The organism is Halomonas sp. CKK8 (genome assembly GCF_029625235.1).
Taxonomy (GTDB): Bacteria; Pseudomonadota; Gammaproteobacteria; order Pseudomonadales; family Halomonadaceae; genus Halomonas; species Halomonas ventosae.
In genome coordinates this window covers 3,348,232-3,370,359 of record NZ_CP121193.1, presented here as the reverse complement: position 1 = coordinate 3,370,359, position 22,128 = coordinate 3,348,232, and the positions used below count along the sequence as shown (strand labels likewise).

At 69.2% G+C, this 22,128-nt stretch carries 19 protein-coding genes; 18 read left to right on the top strand and 1 reads right to left on the bottom strand.

The features are described 5' to 3' along the window. Positions 1-22: 22 nt before the first annotated feature. The 10 genes from bamA (at position 23) to tilS (ending at position 13,125) form a co-directional block, all read left to right on the top strand. Entirely contained in the window at positions 23-2,362 is a 2,340-nt protein-coding gene (gene bamA / locus P8934_RS15855; RefSeq protein ID WP_278031892.1) for an outer membrane protein assembly factor BamA, read from the top strand. 28 nt (positions 2,363-2,390) lie between these two features. Continuing rightward, on the top strand, positions 2,391-2,894 hold the full coding sequence (locus P8934_RS15850; protein ID WP_278031891.1) for an OmpH family outer membrane protein: 504 nt from the start codon (positions 2,391-2,393) through the stop codon (positions 2,892-2,894). A 28-nt stretch (positions 2,895-2,922) separates the two neighbouring features. After that, on the top strand, positions 2,923-3,960 hold the full coding sequence (gene lpxD, locus P8934_RS15845) for a UDP-3-O-(3-hydroxymyristoyl)glucosamine N-acyltransferase (protein ID WP_278031890.1): 1,038 nt from the start codon (positions 2,923-2,925) through the stop codon (positions 3,958-3,960). A gap of 106 nt (positions 3,961-4,066) precedes the next feature. Beyond that, positions 4,067-4,510 carry a 3-hydroxyacyl-ACP dehydratase FabZ gene (gene fabZ / locus P8934_RS15840; RefSeq protein WP_133637836.1) on the top strand — a complete coding sequence of 148 codons (444 nt, stop codon included), beginning with the start codon at positions 4,067-4,069 and terminating at the stop codon, positions 4,508-4,510. Continuing rightward, on the top strand, positions 4,507-5,274 hold the full coding sequence (gene lpxA, locus P8934_RS15835) for an acyl-ACP--UDP-N-acetylglucosamine O-acyltransferase (RefSeq protein WP_133637835.1): 768 nt from the start codon (positions 4,507-4,509) through the stop codon (positions 5,272-5,274). The genes fabZ and lpxA overlap by 4 nt, the downstream gene beginning before the upstream one ends. A 13-nt stretch (positions 5,275-5,287) precedes the next feature. Beyond that, positions 5,288-6,484, top strand: a complete 1,197-nt coding sequence (lpxB, locus tag P8934_RS15830) for a lipid-A-disaccharide synthase (RefSeq protein WP_278031889.1) — start codon at positions 5,288-5,290, stop codon at positions 6,482-6,484. Continuing rightward, positions 6,481-7,119, top strand: a complete 639-nt coding sequence (rnhB, locus tag P8934_RS15825) for a ribonuclease HII (RefSeq protein WP_278031888.1) — start codon at positions 6,481-6,483, stop codon at positions 7,117-7,119. The genes lpxB and rnhB overlap by 4 nt, the downstream gene beginning before the upstream one ends. A gap of 21 nt (positions 7,120-7,140) precedes the next feature. Beyond that, entirely contained in the window at positions 7,141-10,641 is a 3,501-nt protein-coding gene (dnaE, locus tag P8934_RS15820; RefSeq protein ID WP_278031887.1) for a DNA polymerase III subunit alpha, read from the top strand. Between the two features lie 192 nt (positions 10,642-10,833). After that, positions 10,834-11,787: an acetyl-CoA carboxylase carboxyl transferase subunit alpha gene (gene accA / locus P8934_RS15815; RefSeq protein ID WP_278031886.1), complete on the top strand. Its 954-nt coding sequence runs from the start codon at positions 10,834-10,836 to the stop codon at positions 11,785-11,787. A gap of 9 nt (positions 11,788-11,796) precedes the next feature. Next, positions 11,797-13,125, top strand: a complete 1,329-nt coding sequence (tilS, locus tag P8934_RS15810; RefSeq protein ID WP_278031885.1) for a tRNA lysidine(34) synthetase TilS — start codon at positions 11,797-11,799, stop codon at positions 13,123-13,125. On the opposite strand, the gene ppx is transcribed toward tilS, so the two are convergent. After that, on the bottom strand, positions 13,058-14,599 hold the full coding sequence (gene ppx / locus P8934_RS15805; protein WP_278031884.1) for an exopolyphosphatase: 1,542 nt from the start codon (positions 14,597-14,599) through the stop codon (positions 13,058-13,060). The genes tilS and ppx overlap by 68 nt on opposite strands. A 442-nt stretch (positions 14,600-15,041) precedes the next feature. Between ppx and rho the strand changes: the two genes are divergently transcribed. The 8 genes from rho to P8934_RS15765 all read left to right on the top strand — a co-directional run bounded on the left by rho (position 15,042) and on the right by P8934_RS15765 (position 22,102). Continuing rightward, the gene (gene rho, locus P8934_RS15800; protein ID WP_278031883.1) at positions 15,042-16,301 is read left to right on the top strand and encodes a transcription termination factor Rho; all 1,260 of its coding nucleotides are present in this window, start codon (positions 15,042-15,044) and stop codon (positions 16,299-16,301) included. A gap of 311 nt (positions 16,302-16,612) precedes the next feature. Beyond that, on the top strand, positions 16,613-18,100 hold the full coding sequence (gene ubiD, locus P8934_RS15795) for a 4-hydroxy-3-polyprenylbenzoate decarboxylase (RefSeq protein WP_278031882.1): 1,488 nt from the start codon (positions 16,613-16,615) through the stop codon (positions 18,098-18,100). Between the two features lie 18 nt (positions 18,101-18,118). Beyond that, positions 18,119-18,898 carry an NAD(P)H-flavin reductase gene (locus tag P8934_RS15790; RefSeq protein WP_278031881.1) on the top strand — a complete coding sequence of 260 codons (780 nt, stop codon included), beginning with the start codon at positions 18,119-18,121 and terminating at the stop codon, positions 18,896-18,898. Beyond that, complete coding sequence (folM, locus tag P8934_RS15785) at positions 18,895-19,608, top strand: dihydromonapterin reductase (RefSeq protein WP_278031880.1); 714 nt, start codon at positions 18,895-18,897, stop codon at positions 19,606-19,608. Before P8934_RS15790 ends, folM begins: the two co-directional genes overlap by 4 nt. Positions 19,609-19,692: 84 nt before the next feature. Further along, the gene (locus tag P8934_RS15780) at positions 19,693-19,821 is read left to right on the top strand and encodes a hypothetical protein (protein ID WP_278031879.1); all 129 of its coding nucleotides are present in this window, start codon (positions 19,693-19,695) and stop codon (positions 19,819-19,821) included. 64 nt (positions 19,822-19,885) lie between these two features. Beyond that, positions 19,886-20,011, top strand: a complete 126-nt coding sequence (locus P8934_RS15775; RefSeq protein ID WP_278031878.1) for a hypothetical protein — start codon at positions 19,886-19,888, stop codon at positions 20,009-20,011. A gap of 298 nt (positions 20,012-20,309) precedes the next feature. Next, positions 20,310-21,374: a 3-deoxy-7-phosphoheptulonate synthase gene (locus P8934_RS15770; RefSeq protein ID WP_278031877.1), complete on the top strand. Its 1,065-nt coding sequence runs from the start codon at positions 20,310-20,312 to the stop codon at positions 21,372-21,374. A gap of 215 nt (positions 21,375-21,589) precedes the next feature. Continuing rightward, positions 21,590-22,102: a DUF3087 family protein gene (locus P8934_RS15765; RefSeq protein WP_278031876.1), complete on the top strand. Its 513-nt coding sequence runs from the start codon at positions 21,590-21,592 to the stop codon at positions 22,100-22,102. Positions 22,103-22,128: the final 26 nt, after the last annotated feature.

Below are 22,128 nucleotides of genomic sequence, written 5' to 3'. Positions count from 1 at the left end.
TCAACGCGAGCGAATCGACTGCATGAAAATCAAGACCATCGGACTGGCGGCGCTGCTGCTCGTGGGTACCCAGGCGGCACAGGCACAACCTTTCGACGTTGCCGACATCAGGGTTGAGGGGTTGCAGCGGGTCTCGCCCGCCTCCGTGTTCAATGCCTTTCCTGTCAGCGCCCGCGACCGGGTGGACGAACGCGAGCTGGCCGAGGCGGCCCGCGAGCTCTTCGCCACGGGCCTGTTCGAGGACGTCAGCCTGGCCCGCGAGGGGGACGTGCTGATCATCCAGGTGGTCGAGCGCCCGACCATCGCGCGCCTCAACATCGAGGGCAACAATCAGATCCCCGACGAGGACCTGCGCAACGGCCTCAAGCAGGCCGGGCTCGATGAGGGTCAGGTGCTTCAGCTCTCCACCCTGGAGGAGATCCAGCGCGAGCTGGAGGGGGTCTACCAGTCCCAGGGGCGCTACAGCGCGCGGATCGAGACCTCCGTCGAGGAGGTCGGCGAGGGCCAGGTCCAGGTCAATATCGACATCGACGAGGGGGCGGTGGCCAAGATCCGCCAGATCAACATCGTCGGCAACCGCGACTACACCGATGACGAGCTGCGCGAGGTCTTCGAGCTCGACGACAAGCCGGGCTGGTTCTTCGGCTGGTTCTCCAGCGACGAGTACTCCCGCGAGGCCCTGTCCGGCGACCTGGAGCGGCTGCGCTCCTTCTACCTGGATCGCGGCTACGTGAACTTCAACATCGAGTCCTCCCAGGTCTCGATCAGCCCCGACAAGTCGCGGATCTTCGTCACCGTGAACATCGACGAGGGGCGGCAGTACCGGCTGGGCGACATCCGCTTCGCCGGTGACCTGCGGATCCCCGAGCGCGAGGCCCGTGAGCTGCTCGAGGTGGAGAGCGGCGAGATCTTCTCGCGCAGCGACGTCACCGCCTCCTCCGAGGCCCTGCGCTCGCGGCTGGGGGCCGAGGGCTTCGCCTTCGCCAATGTGGACGGCATTCCCGAGGTCGCCACCCGCGGCGACACCGTGGACCTGACCTTCCGCATCGAGCCGGGGCGCCGGGCCTACGTGCGGCGCATCGAGTTCGCCGGCAACACCACCACCCAGGACGAGGTGCTGCGTCGCGAGATGATCCAGATGGAGGGCGCGCCGGCCTCCACCGAGTCGATCAGCCAGTCTCGCCAGCGCCTCGAGCGCCTGGGCTTCTTCAAGCAGGTCGACGTGGAGACGCGCCCGGTAGCCGGCGAGCCCGACAAGCTGGACGTCACCTATACCGTGGAGGAGCAGCCCTCCGGGTCGATCTCGGCGAGCATCGGCTTCTCCCAGAGCGCCGGGGTGATCTATGGCGCCTCGCTGTCCCAGAACAACTTCCTGGGGACCGGCAACCGCGTCAACCTTGGTGCGCAGCGCAGCGACACCTTCACCAGCCTCAACTTCGGCTTCACCGACCCCTACTGGACCCTGGACGGCATCTCGCGGGGCTATAACCTCTACTACCGCGAGACCGACTACGAGGATTCCGATATCTCGACCTACTCCACCGACGCCTACGGTGGGGGCATCAACTTCGGCTATCCGATCAACGAGCTGACCCGCCTCAACTTCGGAGCCTCGGTCGAGGACCTGTCGCTCAAGACCTACCGCGATACGCCGGCCGAGATCATCCAGTATGAGAATGACCAGGGCAGCGATGCCCAGAGCCTGAAGCTCACTGCCAGCTGGACCCGCAACAACCTCAACCGCGGCATCATGCCCACCGCCGGCAACTACCAGCGCCTGTCGCTGGAGAGCGCGGTGCCGGGCAGCGACGCCGAGTACTACAAGCTGCGCGCCAGGGCCCGCCAGATCGTCCCCTTCAACGAGGAGCAGACCTGGGGGCTGAAGTTCAGCGGTGAGCTGGGCTATGCCGATACCGTCGGCGACGACCCCTATCCGTTCTACGAGAACTTCTTCTCCGGTGGCCTGGGCTCGGTGCGCGGCTTCACCGGCAACACCCTGGGGCCGGCCACTACCGAGCGCAACGGTGGCGACGACCGCACCCTGGGCGGCAATGTCCTGGTGGAGGGCAGCGCCGAGGTGCTCTTCCCGGTGCCCTTCGTCGAGGACCAGCGCTCCCTGCAGGCCTCGCTGTTCCTGGATGCCGGCAACACCTTCCTCACCGACTGCTACGACGTGCCTGAGGGGTTCACCTCGTCCTGCGAGTCCGGTGTCGACCTGGGCGAGCTGCGCTACAGCGCAGGCGTCGGCCTCTCCTGGCTGACCCCGGTGGGGCCGCTGACCTTCAGCGTCGCCGAGCCGCTCAACGACAAGGACGGTGACGACACCCAGTTCTTCCAGTTCTCGCTGGGTCAGACCTTCTGATCCGGCCCCCTATCGAGGAGTCCCCCGCATGCGCAAGCTCTCCGCCGCCCTCTGCCTCGGCCTGCTGGCTGCCGTGACCCTGCCGGCCCAGGCCGAGGAGGTGGCCGTGCTCGACTGGCGCGCCGCGCTGATGGAGACCGATGCCGCCCAGCGCTCAATGAACGAGTTGCGCAACCGCCTCGCCGGCCAGCAGCAGGAGGCCGAGTCGCTGGGCCAGGAGCTTCAGCAGATGCAGCAGCGCCTGCAGCAGGGCGAGAGCATGACCGAGACCGAGCGGCGCACCGCCATGCAGGAGTTCCAGCGCAAGGGCCAGCGTTTCGAGCAGCTGCGCCAGGAGATCGGCCAGGCGCGCCAGCAGTCCGAGCAGCAGTTCCTCCAGGAGGCCGAGCCCAAGCTGGATCAGGCCGTGCAGCAGGTCATCGACCGTCACGGGGTCGAGGTGCTGGTGGACCCGAACGGCGTGCTGCATTCCGAACGGGAGCTGCAGAACCTGACCGAGGAAGTCACCGAGATCCTCAACACCCTCTACTGAGCCGGCCGCCCCACGACAGCGAGTCCCCATGAACCAAGACGCCCGAACCCTCACACTGGCCGAGATCGCCGAGCGCCTGGGAGCCCGCCTCGAGGGTGACGGCGGGCAGCAGGTGAGTGGCCTGGCCACGCTACGGGAGGCCGAGCCGGACCAGGTGGCCTTCCTCGCCAATCGCGCCTACCTCAAGGACCTGCCGGGAACCCGGGCGGCGGCGGTGTTGCTGGCGCCCGACCATGCCGAGAGCTGTCCGGTGGCGCGCCTGGAGATGGACAACCCCTACCTCGGCTACGCCGAGCTGTCGCGGCTCTTCGACCCCCTGGCCGGGCGCACGCCGGCCGGCATCCATCCCACGGCGGTGGTCGCCGATGACGTCCGCCTGGGGGAGGACGTCGCCATCGGCCCCCAGGCGGTGATCGAGTCGGGCGTCGCGCTGGGGGACGAGGTGGTCATCGGCCCGGGCTGCGTGGTGGGCGCCGACTCGCGCATCGGCCCTGGGTCGCGGCTGCACGCCAATGTCACCGTCTGCCATGGCGTGGTGATCGGGGCCCGGGCCATCCTGCACAGTGGCTGCGTGATCGGCGGCGACGGCTTCGGTTTCGCCCACGACGGGGCACGCTGGCACAAGATCGCCCAGCTGGGCGGCGTGGTACTGGGTGACGACGTCGAGGTGGGCAGCTGCTCGAGCATCGATCGCGGCGCCCTCGGCGATACCCTGATCGGCGATGACGTCAAGATCGACAGCCAGGTGCAGATCGCCCACAACGTGCAGATCGGCGACCACAGCGCCCTGGCCGGCTGCGTGGGCATCGCCGGCTCCACCCGGGTGGGCCGCCACTGCATGCTGGGGGGCGGCGTGGGGCTCTCCGGCCACCTGACCATCGCCGACGGGGTGCAGGTCACCGGCATGAGCCTGGTGACCAACTCGATCCTCGAGCCCGGGATCTACTCGTCGGGGACCGGCGCCATGGACAATGCCCAGTGGCGCCGCAATGCGGTGCGCTTCAAGCAGCTTGACGACATCGCCCGGCGTCTGGCGCGGCTCGAGAAGGCTGGCCGCAGCGGTTGAGGCCGCGTCGCAGGGCGGTATAATCCACCGCCTGTTTCAGCCGGCCCCTGCTGCCGGCCATGCCCCTCCACGGGACGGGCATCCTGTCATTTCAGAGGTCGCTACGATGGTAATGGACATCAACGAGATTCGTGAGTATCTGCCCCACCGCTACCCCTTCCTGCTGGTGGACCGGGTGACGGAGCTCACGCTGGGCGAAGCCATCGTTGCCTACAAGAATGTCAGCATCAATGAGCCCTTCTTCAACGGCCACTTCCCGCATCACCCGATCATGCCCGGGGTACTGGTGGTCGAGGCGCTGGCCCAGGCCTGCGGCATCCTCGGCTTCAAGACCGTCAACAAGCTGCCCGCCGACGGCTATGTCTATTACCTGGTGGCCAGCGACAACGTGCGCTTCAAGCGTCCGGTGATGCCCGGTGACCAGCTGGTGCTGGAAGCCCGGGTCGAGCGCACCAAGCGCGGCATCTGGAAATTCGCCTGCCGGGCCACGGTGGACGACGAGCTGGTCTGCGAGGCCGACATCACCTGCGCCGAGAGGAAGGTCGCTTGATACACCCCACCGCCCTCATCGATCCCGCGGCGCGCCTGGCCGACGATGTCGAGGTCGGGCCCTTCACGGTGATCGGGCCCGATGTCGAGATCGGGCCAGGCAGTCGCATCGGCCCCCATGTCGTGCTCAAGGGGCCCACCGTGCTCGGCGCGCGCACCCGCATCTTCCAGTTCGCCTCGGTGGGCGAGGACTGCCAGGACAAGAAGTACGCGGGGGAGCCGACGCGCCTGGTGATGGGCGACGACAACGTCATCCGCGAGGGAGCCACGTTGCACCGCGGTACCGCCCAGGATCGCGGCGAGACCACCATCGGCTCACGCAACCTCTTCATGGCCTACGTGCACGTCGGCCACGACTGCGTGATCGGCAACGACTGCATCCTGGCCAACCAGGTGACCCTCGCCGGCCATGTGCACCTGGGCGACTTCGTCATCCTCGGCGGGCTCTCGGCCATCCACCAGTTCTGCCACTTCGGCGACCACGCCATGGCCGGCGGCGGCTCGATCATCACCAAGGACACCCCGGCCTACGTGATGATCAACGGCAACCCGGCCCAGGTCCATGGCCTGAACCTGGTGGGGCTCAAGCGCCGCGGCTTCTCCAGGGAGGCCATCCGCGCGCTGAGCGAGGCCTACAAGCTGGTCTACCGCCAAGGGCTGACCACCGAGCAGGCGCTCGCCGAGATCCGCAGCCGCTTCTCGCTGCCCGAGACCGAGGCCTTTGCCGCCTCCATCGAGGCCTCGACCCGCGGCATCATCCGCTGAGCATGGCAGCGTCATGACGGTCCGGCGCGTCTACCTGGTCGCGGGCGAGCTCTCGGGCGATATCCTGGGGGCCGGCCTGATGCGGGCGCTGAAGGCGCGTCACCCGGGGGTCGCATTCCGCGGCATCGGCGGCCCGCGCATGATCGCCGAGGGCATCGACAGCCGTTTCCCCCTCGAGACCCTGTCGGTGATGGGCCTGGTCGAGGTGCTCAGGCACCTGCCCGGGCTGGTCCGCGTCAGGCGAACCCTTCGCCAGGACGCCCTCGACTGGCAGCCCGATATCATGGTCGGCATCGATGCCCCGGACTTCAACCTGGGCCTGGAGCGCCAGCTGCGCGAGGCCGGCCTGACCACCGCCCACTACGTCAGCCCCTCTGTCTGGGCCTGGCGCCAGGGGCGGGTCAAGGGCATCAGTCGCGCCGTCGACGCCATGCTCACCTTCCTGCCCTTCGAGGCGGCCTTCTATGCGCGCCACCGGGTCCCGGTGGCCTTCGTCGGCCACCCCCTGGCCGACGAGCTGCCCCTCGACAACGACCGCGCGGCCGCGCGTGCCGAGCTGGGCCTGCCTGCCGATGGCCCGGTGCTGGCGGTGCTGCCCGGCTCCCGGGCCAGCGAGATCCGCTTCCTGGGCGAGACCTTCCTCGCCGCCGCCGAGCGGCTATGTGCCGAGCGTCCCGACCTGCGGGTGGTGGTTCCCGCGGCGACGCCCGAGCGCCGCTCCGAGCTGGAAGCGCAGCTGGCCGCGCATCCCGCCCTGGCGGGACGCCTGTCCCTGGTCGACGGCCAGGCCCGGGAGGCCATGGTGGCAAGCGACGCGGTGCTGCTCGCCTCGGGTACCGCGGCCCTGGAGGCGATGCTCTGCCACCGGGCCATGCTGGTCGCCTACCGGATGGCGCCCATGACCCACTGGCTGGCCAGGCGACTGGTGAAGACCGAATGGATCTCGCTGCCCAACCTGATCGCCCGCGAGGCCCTGGTGCCGGAGCTGATTCAGGACGCGGCCAGCCCCGAGGCGATCGCCGAGCGCCTGGGCGAGATGCTCGACGATGAGGCGGGGCGGGCGGCCCTGGAGGCGCGTTTCGCCGCCATGCATGCCGGCCTGCAGCGGGACGCCAGTCGACGGGCGGCCGAGGCCATCGAGGCCCTGGTGGCGGGCCGTTCCCTGCCGGCCAGCGTGGCTCCGGAGCTGGCCGACGAGGTGGCGCCGTGACGGCCAAGGCGTGTGCGAGGGGAAAAGGGGGGCGCGAGCTGCCGCCGCTGGTGATCGACTATGCGGGCGAGTGCCTGGCCGGGGTCGACGAGGTGGGGCGAGGCCCGCTGGTCGGCCCGGTGGTCGCCGCGGCGGTGATCCTCGACCCGGCACGCCCCATCGCGGGCCTCGCCGACTCCAAGGCGCTCACCGCGCGGCGTCGCGAGGCCCTGGCACTCGAGGTCCGCGACCGGGCACTGGCCTGTGCCGTGGCCGAGGCGTCGGCCGCCGAGGTGGACGCGCTCAATATCTACCATGCCACGCACCTCGCCATGCGCCGTGCCATCGATGCCCTGGTGCCGGCGGCCGAGTACCTGCTGGTGGACGGCAATCGCCTGCCCGGGCATCATGTTCCCGGCCAGGCGGTGGTCAAGGGCGATGCCCGCCATCCGGCCATCGCCGCCGCCTCGATACTGGCCAAGGTCGCCCGTGACGCGGGCATGGTGGCCCTCGATGCCCGGCATCCCGACTACGGCTTCGCCCGCCACAAGGGCTACCCGACCCGCGAGCACCTGGCCGCCCTGGAGCGCCTGGGGCCGCTGCCGGAGCACCGTCGCTCCTTCGGCCCGGTCAAGCGCCAGCTGGCACTGTCCTGAATCACCAATCCCGAGCCCATCATGACCACGCCCTTCGTTCATCTTCGCGTTCACAGCGAGTTTTCCCTGGTTGACGGCCTGGTGCGTCTCAAGCCCCTGGTCCAGGCCGCCGTGGACCAGGGCCTGCCGGCCCTGACGCTGACCGACGAGGCCAACCTCTTCGGCCTGGTCAAGTTCTACAAGGGCGCCCAGGGAGCGGGCCTCAAGCCGATCATCGGCAGCGACCTCTGGCTGGCCAACCCGCATGACGAGGGGCATCCCTATCGCCTGACGCTGCTGGCCATGGACGAGACCGGCTATCGCAACCTCACCGAGCTCATCTCGCGGGGCTGGATGAACGGCCAGCGCCAGGGCCAGGCGCTGCTCGACAAGGCCTGGGTGCTCGAGCAGAGCGCGGGGCTGATCGCCCTGTCCGGTGGCCGCGAAGGGGAGGTCGGCCGCCACCTGCTCAGCGACCATCACGACGAGGCCCGCGCCCTGCTCGAGGAGTGGAATACCGCCTTCCCGGGACGCTTCTACCTGGAGCTGACCCGCACCGGTCGGCCGCTGGAGGAGGAGTGCGTGCACCTCTCGGTGGATCTGGCCGTGGAGACCGGCACCCCGGTGGTGGCCACCAACGACGTGCGCTTCCTCGCCCGCGAGGACTTCTGGGCCCACGAGACCCGGGTGTCCATCGGTGAAGGCAAGGCGCTGGACGACAAGCGTCGTGAGAGGCGCTATACCGAGGAGCAGTACCTCAAGAGCCCCGAGGAGATGGCGGAGCTGTTCGCCGATATCCCCGAGGCGCTCGAGAACAGCGTGATGATCGCGGCGCGCTGCAACGTGGAGGTGCGCCTGGGCGAGATCTTCCTGCCGGAGTTCGAGATTCCCGAGGGCATGACCCAGAACGAGTACTTCCGAAAGATCTCCCACGACGGCCTCACCGAGCGCCTGGACTTCCTCTATCCGGCCGAGCGCTATCCGCGCGACGGGGCGGAGTATGCCGAGATCGATGCCCGCTATCGCAAGCGGCTCGACTTCGAGCTCGAAATCATCATCCAGATGGGCTTTCCCGGCTACTTCCTGATCGTGATGGACTTCATCCAGTGGGCCAAGGACAACGACGTCCCGGTGGGGCCGGGTCGCGGTTCCGGTGCCGGCTCGCTGGTGGCCTACGCCCAGAAGATCACCGACCTCGACCCCATCGGCTACGACCTGCTGTTCGAGCGCTTCCTCAACCCCGAGCGGGTCTCGATGCCCGACTTCGACGTCGACTTCTGCATGGAGAAGCGCGACCGGGTGATCGACTACGTCGCCGACCGCTACGGCCGTGACGCGGTATCCCAGATCGTCACCTTCGGCACCATGGCGGCCAAGGCGGTGGTGCGCGACGTGGCCCGCGCCCAGGGCAAGCCCTATTCGCTGGGCGACAAGCTCTCCAAGCTGATCCCCTTCGAGGTGGGCATGACCCTGGCCAAGGCCATCGAGGCCGAACCGGCGCTCAAGGAGTTCCTCGACAACGACGAGGAGGCCGCCGAGATCTGGGAGATGGCGCTCAAGCTCGAGGGCATCACCCGCGGCACCGGCAAGCACGCCGGCGGCGTGGTGATCGCGCCGACGAAGCTCACCGACTTCTCGCCGCTGCTCTGCGACGAGGACGGCAACGGCCTGGTGGTGCAGTTCGACAAGAACGACATCGAGGAGGCGGGGCTGGTCAAGTTCGACTTCCTCGGCCTGCGCACCCTGACCATCATCGACTGGGCCCTGGAGATGGTCGACAAGGTGCGCGCCACCGAGGGCCAAGGGCCGCTTAACATCGACACCATCCCGCTGGATGACGTGCCGACCTTCGAGATGCTCAAGAAGGCCGAGACCACGGCGGTGTTCCAGCTCGAGTCCCGGGGCATGAAGGAGCTGATCAAGCGCCTGCTGCCCGACTCCCTGGAGGACATGATCGCCCTGGTGGCGCTGTTCCGCCCCGGCCCCCTGCAGTCGGGGATGGTCGACGACTTCATCAACCGCAAGCATGGCCGGGCGGAGATCTCCTACCCGCACCCGGACTACCAGCACGAGCTACTGAAGCCGGTGCTCGCCCCCACCTACGGCATCATCCTCTACCAGGAGCAGGTGATGCAGATCGCCCAGGTGATGGCGGGCTACTCGCTGGGCCAGGCCGACATGCTGCGCCGTGCCATGGGCAAGAAGAAGCCCGAGGAGATGGCCAAGCAGCGCGCCGGCTTCATGGAGGGCTGTGCGGCCAACGGCATCGACAAGGATCTCGCCGGCAACATCTTCGACCTGGTGGAGAAGTTCGCCGGCTACGGCTTCAACAAGTCTCACTCGGCGGCCTATGCGCTGGTCTCCTACCAGACCGCCTGGCTGAAGGCCCACTATCCCGGCCCCTTCATGGCGGCGGTGATGTCCACCGAGATGGACAACCTCGACAAGGTAGTGCCGCTGATCGAGGAGTGCCGTCACCTCGGCCTCACGGTGACCCCGCCCGACGTCAACGTCGGCGGCTACAAGTTCACCGTCGACGACCAGGCGCGGGTCGTCTATGGCCTAGGGGCGATCCGCGGGGTCGGCGAGGGTCCGATCGGCGCCATCGTCGAGGCCCGCGAGGCGGACGGCCCCTTCGAGGACCTCTTCGACTTCTGCCGCCGGGTCGATCCCAAGCGCATGAACAAGCGCACCCTGGAGGCGCTGATCCGCTCGGGGGCCCTGGACAACCTGGGGCCGAGCCGTGCGGTGCTCAGCGCGGCCCTGGAGGACGCCCTGAAGGCGGCGGTCCAGACCCAGACCAACCAGAACCTGGGGATGATGGACATGTTCGGCGAGGCCTTCGTCGACGAGTCGGCCGGGGATGCCTACGCCGACTACCGCCAGGCCCGGGAGTGGAGCGACAAGGAGCGCCTCGCCGGCGAGAAGGAGACCCTGGGGCTCTACCTCACCGGCCATCCCATCGACGAGTACGAGGGCGAGCTCGCCCGCTTCGTCTCGACCCGCATCAGCGACCTCAAGCCCTCCCGCGAGCCCCAGCGGGTGGCGGGCCTGGTGGTCGGCGTGCGGACCATGAAGTCCAAGCGCGGCGACACCATGGCCTTCATCACCCTGGACGACCGCACCGGACGCATCGAGGCCTCGCTGTTCGGCGAGCTCTATGACCAGCTGCGCGGTCGCCTCGAGGCCGACCAGGTGATGATCGTCGAGGGCGAGGTCTCCAGCGACGACTATTCCGGCGGCCTGCGCCTGCGCGGCAAGGAGGTCACGCCGATGGTCGAGGCGCGCAGCCGCTTCGGCCAGGCGGTGGAGCTCTCCCTGGACGGCGGTCGCCTCAACGGGCGCCTGGTGGACTCGCTGCGCGCGAGCCTCGCCCCCTTCTGCGACGGCGAGGGCCTGCCGGTACGGCTGCGCTACCGCAATGCCGAGGCCTCGGGCTGGCTGGAGTTCGCCGAGGAGTGGCGCGTCACGCCCAGCGACGAGTTGCTTACCGGCCTGCGCGAGGTGCAGGGCCAGGATGGGGTGCGGTTGAAATACCGGTAACTGACTGCCGGCTGAGGACTGTCGTATGCCAACGAAGGCCTTCCCCGGGATCAGCCCCGAGCAGTTGCCAGCAGTCGATGTGCCGCCTTGCGTGGCGCGTTGAGGGTGCGATAATGCCAGCCACTTCTCATTTTTCGCGCCGCGCCTGGCTTCGACGGGCAGGGCGGTGAAACACCACAAGGCATCCGGCCAATGAATCCGAACTATCTCGACTTCGAACAGCCCATCGCCGAACTCCAGGCCAAGATCGAGGAGCTGCGGCTGGTCGGCAACGACAGCCAGGTCAACCTGAGCGACGAGATCGGCCGGCTCGAGGAGAAGAGCCGCAAGCTCACCGAGTCGATCTTCAAGGACCTGAGCCCCTGGCAGGTCTCGCAGCTCTCGCGCCATCCCCAGCGCCCCTACACCCTGGACTACCTGGAGCACGTCTTCAGCGACTTCGACGAGCTGCATGGCGATCGCAAGTTCGCCGACGATGCCGCCATCGTCGGCGGGGTGGCGCGCCTGGATGACCGGCCGGTGATGGTGATCGGCCACCAGAAGGGGCGCGACGTCCACGAGAAGGTGCGCCGCAACTTCGGCATGCCGCGCCCCGAGGGCTACCGCAAGGCCTGCCGCCTGATGGAGATGGCCGAGCGCTTCAAGATGCCGGTGCTGACCTTCATCGACACCCCGGGGGCCTATCCCGGCATCGACGCCGAGGAGCGCGGCCAGTCCGAGGCCATCGCCTACAACCTGGCGGTGATGTCGCGCCTGCGCACGCCGATCGTCGCCACCGTGGTGGGCGAGGGCGGCTCCGGCGGGGCGCTGGCCATCGGCGTCTGCGACGAGCTGGCCATGCTGCAGTACTCCACCTACTCGGTGATCTCCCCCGAGGGCTGCGCCTCCATCCTCTGGAAGAGCGCCGAGAAGGCCTCCGATGCCGCCCAGGCCATGGGCATCACCGCCGAGCGCCTCAAGGAGCTGGGGCTGGTCGATACCCTGATTCCCGAGCCCCTCGGCGGCGCCCACCGCCACCCGGTGACCACCGCCGAGCGGATCAAGGCCTCGCTGCAGGCAAGCCTCGACCGCCTGGAGGCGCTGGACACGGACCAGATGCTGGCGCGTCGCTACGATCGCCTGATGAGCTACGGGGCACCTGCCTAAGGGGAAACCATGCCCCTGCAACGCCGTATCGATCGCGCCCTGGCGGCTACCCCGCCGGGGCGCTGCGTCTGGGTGGCCCTCTCCGGGGGGCTCGACTCCTCACTGCTGCTGGCGCTCACCGCGGAGGCCTGTCGGCGCCATCCGCGCCCCCTGCGCGCCCTGCATGTCCACCATGGGCTGCAGCCCGCCGCCGATGGCTTCGAGCGACACTGCCGGCGGCTCTGTTCGCGCCTCGGCGTGCCGCTGTTCGTGGAAGGGGCCGCCGTCGACCGGGCCGCCGGACAGGGCCTGGAAGGGGCGGCCCGGGAGGCGCGCTATGTCGCCTTCGCCCGGCGCGTGACGCCCGGCGAGAGCCTCTGGCTGGCCCAGCATCGGGATGACCAGGCCGAGACCTTCCTGCTGGCCGCCCTGCGCGGCAGCGGAGTGCGCGGCCTGGCCGGGATGGCGGCGTGTCGCGACTGGCGGGACCGGCGGCTCGAGCGCCCGTTGCTCGGTGTCGCACGCGCGACCCTCGAGGCCGAGGCGGGGCGCCGGGGCCTGGCCTGGGTGGAGGACCCCTCCAACGACGACCAGAGCCTGGATCGCAACTTCCTGCGCCATGGCGTGCTGCCGCTGCTGGCGTCCCGCTGGCCCCATGCCGGCACGGCCCTCTCCCGCAGCGCGGCGCTGGCCGGCGAGACCGACGCCCTGCTGGCCGAACTCGCCGATCTCGACCTCGAGCGCCTGGGCGGTGACCCTGCCCGGCTGCCGGTGGCGGGGCTGGAGGCGCTCTCCGGCCCTCGTCGACGCCTGCTGGTGCGCCACTGCTGCGCGCGGCTGGGCCTGCCGACGCCGCCGGCGCGGCGTCTCGAGACGCTGCTGGCCCAACTGGGTGCCGGGGAGGATGCCGAGGTGCGGGTGGCCTGGCCCGGTGCCGAGGCCAGGATCTGGCGAGGGCGGCTCCACCTGCTCGTGCCCCCTGACCCCTTGCCGGCCGACTGGCAGGCGCAGTGGGATGGCCATTCGCCGCTGGTGACCCCGCTCGGCGAGGTGCGGGTCGCGCTGGGCCGGGCCGACGGTGCGCCGGCCCGCCTGCGGGTGGTGCCGCGTCATGGGGGCGAGCGGTTGCGGCTGCCCGGCCGTGGCCGGCGCGATCTCAAGCGGCTGCTGCAGGAGCTCGGCGTGCCGCCCTGGGTGCGCGGGCGGCTTCTGGTGGCCCGGGCGGGCGACACGCCGGTGGCGGTGCTCGATCCGGTGGAAGAGGCGTGGCTGGCGCTCGCCGAGGGATGGATCAGCCGCGCAGCACCAGGGGGAAGTCCGCGGCCTGCTGGTAGGCCGCTTCCTGCTCCAGGTCGTTGAGCAGCAGCGCCGGGGGCTCCTCGCCGGCCAGCGTCAGCGTCAGCGTCTCGCCCTCGGCCTCGAGCCGGGGCACGGCGGGGGGCTGCTCGGGCCGGGAGTGGTTGAGGATCACCGCCAGGCGCAGCAGCCGCGCCAGGCGGGCGTGGGGACGGCGTTCCGACTCGGGCAGGGCCTGCCACTCCTTGGCCGGGAACTTGCGGCGGTGGGCGCGTACCAGGAAGGCCAGCAGGCGCTGCTCGGGACGCGAGAAGCCGGCCAGGTCGGAGTACTCCAGCAGGTAGGCACCATGGCGGTGGAACTGGCTGTGCGAGATGGCCAGGCCGATCTCGTGCAGGCGGCTGCCCCAGTCGAGGAAGCGCGCCTGGTCGTCGTCGAGCCCCCAGACCCCGCGGACCTGCTCGAGCAGGGCACCGGCGGTGGCCGCCACGTTGTCGGCCTGGCGGCCGTCCACCTGGTAGTTGCGGGCCAGGCCGTCCAGGGTCTTGAGGCGTGAGTCCTCGGGACTGTTGCGCCCCACCATGTCGTAGAGCACCCCCTCGCGCAGGGCGCCGTCGGCATAGCGCATCCGCTCCAGCTCGAAGGCCTCGAAGATCGCACCGAGGATCGCCACCCCGGCCGGGAAGACCCGCGAGCGGTCGGCCTTGAGACCCTCCATGGCGACCTTGTCCAGCTTCTTGCACTTGATCAGGCGCTTGCGCAGGACGGCCAGGCCGTCGCGGGTGATCACCCCCTCCGGGGCATCCCCGGCGGCCGCGATCACCGCGGCTGCCGCCTTGATGGTGCCGCTAGAACCGACTGGATCCGCCCAGCCCAGGCGCTGGTAGGGGCGCTGGATGTTGGCCAGCTCCGAGAGGGCGGCGAGCTCCGCCTTGCGCATGCGCTTCTCGCTGATCTCGCCTCCCTCGAAGAAGCGACGGGTGAAGGTCACGCAGCCCATGCGCAGGCTCTCCAGCGCCAGGGGCTCGAAGCGCTCGCCGATGATGAACTCCGTGGAGCCGCCACCGATGTCGACGATCAGCCGGCGGCCGTCCTCGGCCAGGGCGTGGGCCGCGCCCAGGTAGATCAGGCGGGCCTCCTCGCGACCGGCAATGATCTCGATGCGGTGGCCGAGCAGGGCCTCGGCGCGCTCGATCAGCACCTGGCTGTTGGTCGCGTCGCGCAGCGCGTTGGTGCCCACCACCCGCAGGTGGCCCGGGGTGATGTCCTCGAGGAAGGGGGCGAAGCGGGCCAGGCAGTCCAGGGCGCGCTGCATGGCCGCCTCGCCGAGCCGGCCGTCGTCGTCGAGGCCGGCGGCCAGCTGGACCTTCTCGCCGAGGCGGGCCACCACCTGCAGGCGGTCGTCCTGGTAGTTGGCCACCAGCAGGTGGAAGCTGTTGGAGCCGAGGTCGATGGCGGCGAGCCGGGTGGGATCGCCGGCCACGGCAGCCGGAAGTGGGTCGGCAGCGGAGGGCGCCGGGTCCTGTGGCGAGGTCATGGCAGTTCCTTCGAATCGGTCAGGGGCAAGGGTGCGCGGCGCTCCCGGTCGTGTCAATTGTCGCCGGCCCCGGGGCTTGCGTTCGCCCGCCGCCTTGACTAGTATCGGGTCGTTCGCCTGTTCCGAATGCTTCCCGACCGTCTCGCGGCGATCCCGTCACGGTCAGTTTCCAAGTCGTCAGACAGCCCACTGCTTCAGCCCGCGATCCCGGCCGCCTGGCCCGGACCCGCAGGTCAGGCGAAAACGAACCTGCTTCCTCGCTTCCGATATCGGCCCGGCAACCCCAGAGTGCGGTCGCTCGCCCATGGCCATTCGATGCAGCATGACGAGAGGTAGCCTGTCCGGGCTCTGAACGCATCCACAGGGCGTCATCGTCTCGCCTCCTGTCTTTCCTCACGGCGCACTGCCGCCCGGCTTCCACGAGCGAATTCTGAACACACCGATGAATCTTACCGAACTCAAGCAAAAGCCAGTGCCGGAGCTTCTGGAGACTGCCCGCGAGATGGGCATCGACAACCTGGCACGCTCCCGCAAGCAGGACATCATCTTCGCCATCCTCAAGAAGCACGCCAAGAGCGGCGAGCCGATCTTCGGCGATGGTGTGCTGGAGATCCTGCAGGATGGATTCGGCTTCCTGCGCAGCGCCGACAGCTCCTACCTGGCCGGCCCCGACGACATCTACGTCTCGCCCTCCCAGATCCGGCGCTTCAACCTGCGCAAGGGTGACTCCATCTCCGGCAAGATTCGCCCGCCGAAGGAAGGGGAGCGCTACTTCGCGCTGCTCAAGGTCAGCGAGATCAACTTCGACAAGCCGGAGAACGCCAAGCACAAGATCCTCTTCGAGAACCTCACGCCGCTGTTCCCCCAGGAGCGGCTGCGCATGGAGATCGGCAACGGCTCCACCGAGGATCTCACCGCCCGGATCATCGACCTCACTGCGCCCATCGGCAAGGGCCAGCGCGGCCTGCTGGTCTCCCCGCCCAAGGCGGGCAAGACCCTGATGCTGCAGAACATCGCCACCTCGATCACCCGCAACAATCCCGAGTGCCACCTGATCGTGCTGCTGATTGATGAGCGGCCGGAGGAGGTGACCGAGATGTCGCGCACGGTGCGTGGCGAGGTGGTGGCCTCGACCTTCGACGAGCCGCCTGCGCGGCACGTGCAGGTCGCCGAGATGGTGATCGAGAAGGCCAAGCGCCTGGTGGAGCACAAGAAGGACGTGGTGATCCTGCTCGACTCCATCACCCGCCTGGCGCGGGCCTACAACACCGTGGTGCCGAGCTCCGGCAAGGTGCTCACCGGCGGTGTCGATGCCCATGCCCTGGAGAAGCCCAAGCGCTTCTTCGGTGCGGCCCGCAACATCGAGGAGGGTGGCAGCCTGACCATCATCGCCACGGCGCTGGTGGATACCGGCTCCAAGATGGACGAGGTGATCTTCGAGGAGTTCAAGGGCACCGGCAACATGGAGGCGCACCTGGACCGCAAGCTGGCCGAGCGTCGCGTCTACCCGGCGATCAACATTCGCCGCTCCGGCACCCGCCGCGAGGACCTGATCGCCTCCGAGGACGAGATGCAGCGCATGTGGATCCTGCGCAAGCTGCTCAACCCCATGGAGGATACCGCGGCCACCGAGTTCCTGATCGACCGCCTGAAGGATACCAAGACCAACCTCGAGTTCTTCGAGGCCATGAAGCGCCGCTGAGGTCCCTGCTGGAGCGAGCGGCGCCGGGGGCAGGCCGTAGAGGAGGTCCTATGCCAGGGGTGAGGAGCACTGCTCCGAACGGGCTGGCCAAGGATGGCCAGCACCGGACCTGCAAGCGGAGCAGGATGCGAGAGTGCCGCAGGGCATCGGTAGCGCCCAGGGAGGGGTTCACAGCGCCTCCTCGACGGTCCGGCGCTCCGGGGCCTGTCGCCGGAAAAGCCGCGGACTGAAACTGCCTCGCGGTCGGACGAGAAAGGAAGGGGCGGCATGCTATGCTGCCCCTTTCGTCATTCCGGAACCGGGAAATCCGAATGAAGTACAAGGACCTGCGCGAATTCATCGCGGTGCTCGAGGCCCAGGGCGAGCTCAAGCGTATCACCGCCGAGGTCGACCCCTACCTCGAGATCACCGAGATCTGCGACCGGACCCTGCGCGCCGGGGGCCCGGCGCTGCTGTTCGAGAACGTCAAGGGCCACACCATGCCGCTGCTCGGCAACCTCTTCGGCACCCCGAAGCGGGTGGCCATGGGCATGGGCCAGGACTCGGTTGCGGCGCTTCGCGAGGTGGGGGAGCTGCTCGCCTTCCTCAAGGAGCCCGAACCCCCCAAGGGCTTTCGCGACGCCTGGAGCAAGCTGCCGATCTTCCGGCAGGTGATGAGCATGGGGCCGAAGATGGTGCGCTCGGCGCCGGTGCAGGCGCTTGCCTACGAGGGCGACGAGGTCGACCTCGACCGCCTGCCGATCCAGCACTGCTGGCCTGGCGACGCCGCGCCGCTGGTCACCTGGCCGCTGGTGATCACCAAGGGGCCCCACAAGACCCGCCAGAACCTCGGCATCTACCGCCAGCAGAAGCTCGGCCGCAACCGCCTGATCATGCGCTGGCTCTCCCATCGTGGCGGGGCACTCGACTTCCAGGAGTTCCAGCAGGCCCACCCCGGCGAGCCCTTCCCGGTGGCGGTGGCGCTGGGCGCCGACCCGGCCACCATCCTCGGCGCGGTGACGCCGGTGCCCGACAGCCTCTCCGAGTACGCCTTCGCCGGCCTGCTGCGCGGCTCGCGCACCGAGCTGGTCAAGTGTTGTCATGCCGATCTGGAGGTGCCTGCATCAGCAGAAATCATTCTGGAAGGCTTTATCTATCCCGACGACATGGCGCCCGAGGGCCCCTACGGCGACCATACCGGCTACTACAACGAGGTCGAGCAGTTCCCGGTGTTCACGGTGACGCGCATGACCATGCGCGAGAACGCCATCTACCACTCCACCTACACCGGGCGCCCGCCGGACGAGCCGGCGATCCTGGGGCTGGCGCTGAACGAGGTGTTCGTGCCCATCCTGCGCCGCCAGTTCCCCGAGATCGTCGACTTCTACCTGCCGCCTGAAGGATGCTCCTACCGCATGGCGGTGGTGACCATGAAGAAGCAGTACCCGGGCCACGCCAAGCGGGTGATGATGGGGGTGTGGAGCTTCCTGCGCCAGTTCATGTACACCAAGTTCGTGGTGGTGCTCGACGACGACGTCTGTGCCCGGGACTGGAAGGACGTGATCTGGGCCATCACCACGCGCATGGACCCCGCCCGGGATACCGTGATGGTGGAGAACACCCCCATCGACTACCTGGACTTCGCCTCCCCCGTGGCGGGGCTCGGCTCCAAGATGGGCCTGGACGCCACCAGCAAGTGGCCCGGCGAGACCGACCGCGAGTGGGGCACGCCCATCGTCATGGACGAGGCCGTCAAGGCCCGCGTCAGCGAGCGCTGGAACGAGCTGGGCATCGACTCCCCGGACAACACGACATTCTGACAACTTCATGAGGCTTTCATGACGCCAAGGACCCTGACCTGCCTGGTCACCGAGGTCGAGGATCTCACCCCGGACGTCTTCCGCGTCCAGCTGGAGGGCCGGCCCGAGGCCGTGGCCCATGAGCCCGGCCAGTACCTGGAACTGAAGCTGGAGGAGGGCCTCTGGGTGCCGTTCTCGATCGCCAACGCCCACGGCGGCGATGGCGGGATCGAGCTGCACATCCAGCACTGGCCGGAGCGGGAGAACTCCGCCCGGCTGCGCGAGCTGATGCAGGTGGCCGAGCGGTTGACCCTGCGCCTGCCCGGCGGCGACTGCATCCTCGACCCGGACAGCACGCGCCCCCTGCTGCTGGTCGCGGCCGGCACCGGCTTTGCGCAGATGAAGGCGATCGTCGAGGCGGCGCTGCATGCCGACCCGGCACGCGAGATCGACCTCTGGTGGGCGGCTCGCGAGCGTCGCGACCTCTACCTGGAGCGCCTGCCCCGGGAGTGGGCCGAGGGCCATCCCAATGTCCGCTTCCATGCCGTGACCGAGGTCGCGCCCGAGGAGGCCCTGACGGGAGAGCGCGTCATCGGCCACCGCGGCCGCATCGACCACGCCCTGGCGACGGCCCTCGATGACGTCTCGGGGCATGACGTCTATGTCTCCGGCTCGCCGGGCATGGTCTACGCCTGCGTGGACGTGCTCGCCTCGCTGGGGCTTTCGCCCTCGCGAGTCTTCTCGGATGTCTTCGCCTATGCGCCGCGGGACCCCATCGTGCCCACCGCCGGCAGCCTGCGCCGGGAGTCCGGCCCATGAGCGCCTCGCCGATCCTGATCACCGGCGGCGCCCAGCGCCTGGGACGCCACTGTGCCGAGCGCCTGCGTGACGACGGCCATCCGGTGATCATCAGCTATCGCCGCGAGCGCCCCGAACTGGACGCGCTGCGCGAGCGGGGCATCGTCACCCTGCCGGCCGACTTCGCGACGGAGGCGGGCATCCTCGACTTCGTCGCCCGGCTCAGGGCCGAGACGCCATCGCTGCGGGCCATCGTCCACAACGCCAGCGACTGGGCGCCCGACTCCAGCGGCCCCGAGGCGGGAGCCACCTTCGAGCGGCTGTTTCGCATCCACATGCTGGCGCCCTACCTGATCAACCTGCACGCTCGGGCGCTGCTCGAGGCGTGCAGCGAGCCCCAGCGCGACATCGTGCACCTGACCGACTACGTGGTGCAGAAGGGCTCGCGAAAGCACGCCGCCTACGCCGCCACCAAGGCGGGGCTGGATAACCTGACGCTCTCCTTCGCCGCCATGTACGCCCCGGAGATCCAGGTCAATGCCATCGCCCCGGCGATGATCATGCTCAACGAGGGCGACGACGAGGCCTACGCCGAGAAGGCTCGCGCCAAGTCGGCGATGGAGATGATTCCCGGCCCCGGGGTGATCTATCAGAGCCTGCGCTACCTGCTCGACAATCGCTACGTCACCGGCGTCACCCTGCCGGTGGACGGCGGGCGCCACCTGCGCTGAGCCTGCGACCATCGGTGCCGTGCCGGAGGCGGCGATCTTCGCTAGAATGCGGACCTACCCTGACACGATAGTAAGGAGCGACACATGGCGGGACACGACACGAACTTCAAGGACGACAGCGGCCTGCTCTCCGTGGTGCTCGGCCTGGTGGTGCTGGTGGCCATGAGCTGCCTGCCGGCCACCATCGGCTGGTACCAGCTGTTCGCCGGCTGAGCGGGCGGCCCTTGCCAGCCATGCCGCAATGCGGCAGGATGTGACGAGACCTCAGGAGCGTCCCATGACCATGACCCGCCGTGCCCAGCCCACCTCTCGCGTTGCCCGCAATGGCAGCGTGGCGTTCGCGGTGCGCGGCGACTGGCATGGCTATTGGTTTACCCCCGGGGTGCCCGTGGCCATGTCCTGAGCGCAAGACGCGACATCGCCGGGAGGCACCCCCACCAGGGCCGCCTCCGCCAGAACCCCCGGACGGCCGCCCCGCCCGGGGGTTCTGCGTTTCACGGCCCCGTCCATACCACCGACATCCAGGAGAGAGACCATGACCGCATCCATCGCCATCCGCCAGTCCCGGGGCTTCGCGGGCTATTACGGTTACTGGCGATTTAGCGAGCTGCGGTCGGCCCACTCCGCCATGCCCGGCCGTAGCGAGATCGATGGCACCCGACCGACACGATGTATGACCGCTACCCGGAGCTGATGACGCCATGAACGCTTCCCTTGCCGCCGCCCTCCCGACCGAGCCACTGCACCGCGCCGCCGCCCCGGCCAGGCCGCTGCCCACCCCTGGCGAGCTGCGCCGCGAGCTGCCGCTCTCCCCAGCGCTGGCGGCCCGGGTCGAGGCCCAGCGCCACGCCATCCACGAGATCCTTGCCGGCCGCGACGACCGCCTGCTGGTGGTGGTCGGCCCCTGCTCCATCCACGATCCCGAGGCGGCCCTGGAGTACGCGCACCGCCTGGCCGCGCTGGCCCCGTGCATCTCTGACAGTCTGCTGCCGGTGATGCGGGTCTACGTGGAGAAGCCGCGCACCACCGTGGGCTGGAAGGGGCTGGCCTATGACCCGGACCTCGACGGCAGCGGCGACATGGCCCGCGGCCTGGCGGTCTCGCGGCGGCTGATGCGCGAGGTGGCCGAGCTGGGGCTGCCGGTGGCCACCGAGCTGCTGCAGCCGATGCTCTCCCCCTACCTGGAGGACCTGCTCTCCTGGGTGGCCATCGGAGCCCGCACCACCGAGTCGCAGCTGCACCGCGAGCTGGCCAGCGGCCTGGAGGCGGCGGTGGGCTTCAAGAACGCCACCAGTGGCGACATCGGCGTGGCGCTGGATGCCATGCGTGCCGCGGCGCACCCCCACAGCCACTTCGCCATGGATCCCGAGGGCCGCCCGGCGATCCGCGATACCGCGGGCAATCCCCACACCCAGCTGGTGCTGCGCGGCGGCCATGGCGAGCCCAACTACCAGGCCCACCACGTCCAGGCGGCGCGCCGCGCCCTGGAGGAGGCCGGGCTCACGCCGCGACTCATGGTCGACTGCAGCCATGCCAATGCGCGCAAGGACCACCGCCGCCAGAGCGAGGTACTGCTCGACGTGCTGGCCCAGCGCCAGGCCGGCGAGACGGCGCTGGCGGGGCTGATGCTCGAGAGTCATCTCCACGAGGGAAAGCAGCCGCTGCAACCGGGCCGGCTGCGCCACGGGGTCTCGGTCACCGACGCCTGCCTCGGCTGGGAGACCACCGAGCACCTGCTGCTCACGGCCGCCGAGCGCTTGAGGTAGCACTCGAGGCTGATCCGGCGACAGGCCTTCGAGGGGGCGCTGTGAACCCCTCCCTGGGCGCTACCGATGCCATCCCTGGCATAGGACCCCCTCTCCGACCTGTCCCCGGCGCCTCTCACCCTGGTGGTTTTTGCCCGGCGACACCTTGGTCTGTACCCCACATGGTGTTGCCGGGATAATGCCGTCCACTACTGATTCGCCACCCGGAGTTCCCCATGCCTTTCCAGTTCGAGGAGCACGATCCCGAGACCTACCGCCGCAAGGGGCGTTTCATCAGCCTGGCCATGGCCGGCCAGCTGATCGTCTTCGGGCTGGTGTTCGTCCAGCTGCTGCAGGCCGCCTTCGATGGCGGCTTCTGGCTCAACGTGCTGGGCGTGCTGCTGGGACTGGTCGCGACCAGCCTGGTGTTTGCGGTGCTGCGCGAGCGTCCCTGGATGGCCGAGGTGCGCTATGTCTGGCAGCTCAAGCACCAGCTCTCCCGGGTCAGCGGCTACCTGCCGGCGCTGCGCCGCGCGATGGCCGAGGGCAACGACACCGCGCTGGCGGTGCTCGCCTTCTACCACCAGGGCATGGCCCAGCTCGCCGAGCTCAACGGTCGCACCCTGGATGACGATGCCGAGCTGCTCGCCGAGCGCGAGGTGGTGCGTGCCGCCCGTCGCGAGCGCGGCCTGCCGGAGCGCGTGGCCGGACTCGACCCCCACGACCTCGATGCGTTCCGCAGGGGGTAGGCGTCCCCGGGGAGTCGGGCCTTGGT

Coding starts and splice junctions, on each gene's coding strand:
- P8934_RS15790 (WP_278031881.1), top strand. CDS start 18,119: ATGACGCCAAGGACCCTGACCTGCCTGGTCACCGAGGTCGAGGATCTC.
- dnaE (WP_278031887.1), top strand. CDS start 7,141: ATGACCACGCCCTTCGTTCATCTTCGCGTTCACAGCGAGTTTTCCCTG.
- lpxD (WP_278031890.1), top strand. CDS start 2,923: ATGAACCAAGACGCCCGAACCCTCACACTGGCCGAGATCGCCGAGCGC.
- P8934_RS15765 (WP_278031876.1), top strand. CDS start 21,590: ATGCCTTTCCAGTTCGAGGAGCACGATCCCGAGACCTACCGCCGCAAG.
- fabZ (WP_133637836.1), top strand. CDS start 4,067: ATGGTAATGGACATCAACGAGATTCGTGAGTATCTGCCCCACCGCTAC.
- P8934_RS15850 (WP_278031891.1), top strand. CDS start 2,391: ATGCGCAAGCTCTCCGCCGCCCTCTGCCTCGGCCTGCTGGCTGCCGTG.
- rho (WP_278031883.1), top strand. CDS start 15,042: ATGAATCTTACCGAACTCAAGCAAAAGCCAGTGCCGGAGCTTCTGGAG.
- P8934_RS15780 (WP_278031879.1), top strand. CDS start 19,693: ATGGCGGGACACGACACGAACTTCAAGGACGACAGCGGCCTGCTCTCC.
- P8934_RS15775 (WP_278031878.1), top strand. CDS start 19,886: ATGACCATGACCCGCCGTGCCCAGCCCACCTCTCGCGTTGCCCGCAAT.
- accA (WP_278031886.1), top strand. CDS start 10,834: ATGAATCCGAACTATCTCGACTTCGAACAGCCCATCGCCGAACTCCAG.
- lpxB (WP_278031889.1), top strand. CDS start 5,288: ATGACGGTCCGGCGCGTCTACCTGGTCGCGGGCGAGCTCTCGGGCGAT.
- ppx (WP_278031884.1), bottom strand. CDS start 14,599: ATGACCTCGCCACAGGACCCGGCGCCCTCCGCTGCCGACCCACTTCCG.
- folM (WP_278031880.1), top strand. CDS start 18,895: ATGAGCGCCTCGCCGATCCTGATCACCGGCGGCGCCCAGCGCCTGGGA.
- ubiD (WP_278031882.1), top strand. CDS start 16,613: ATGAAGTACAAGGACCTGCGCGAATTCATCGCGGTGCTCGAGGCCCAG.
- bamA (WP_278031892.1), top strand. CDS start 23: ATGAAAATCAAGACCATCGGACTGGCGGCGCTGCTGCTCGTGGGTACC.
- P8934_RS15770 (WP_278031877.1), top strand. CDS start 20,310: ATGAACGCTTCCCTTGCCGCCGCCCTCCCGACCGAGCCACTGCACCGC.
- tilS (WP_278031885.1), top strand. CDS start 11,797: ATGCCCCTGCAACGCCGTATCGATCGCGCCCTGGCGGCTACCCCGCCG.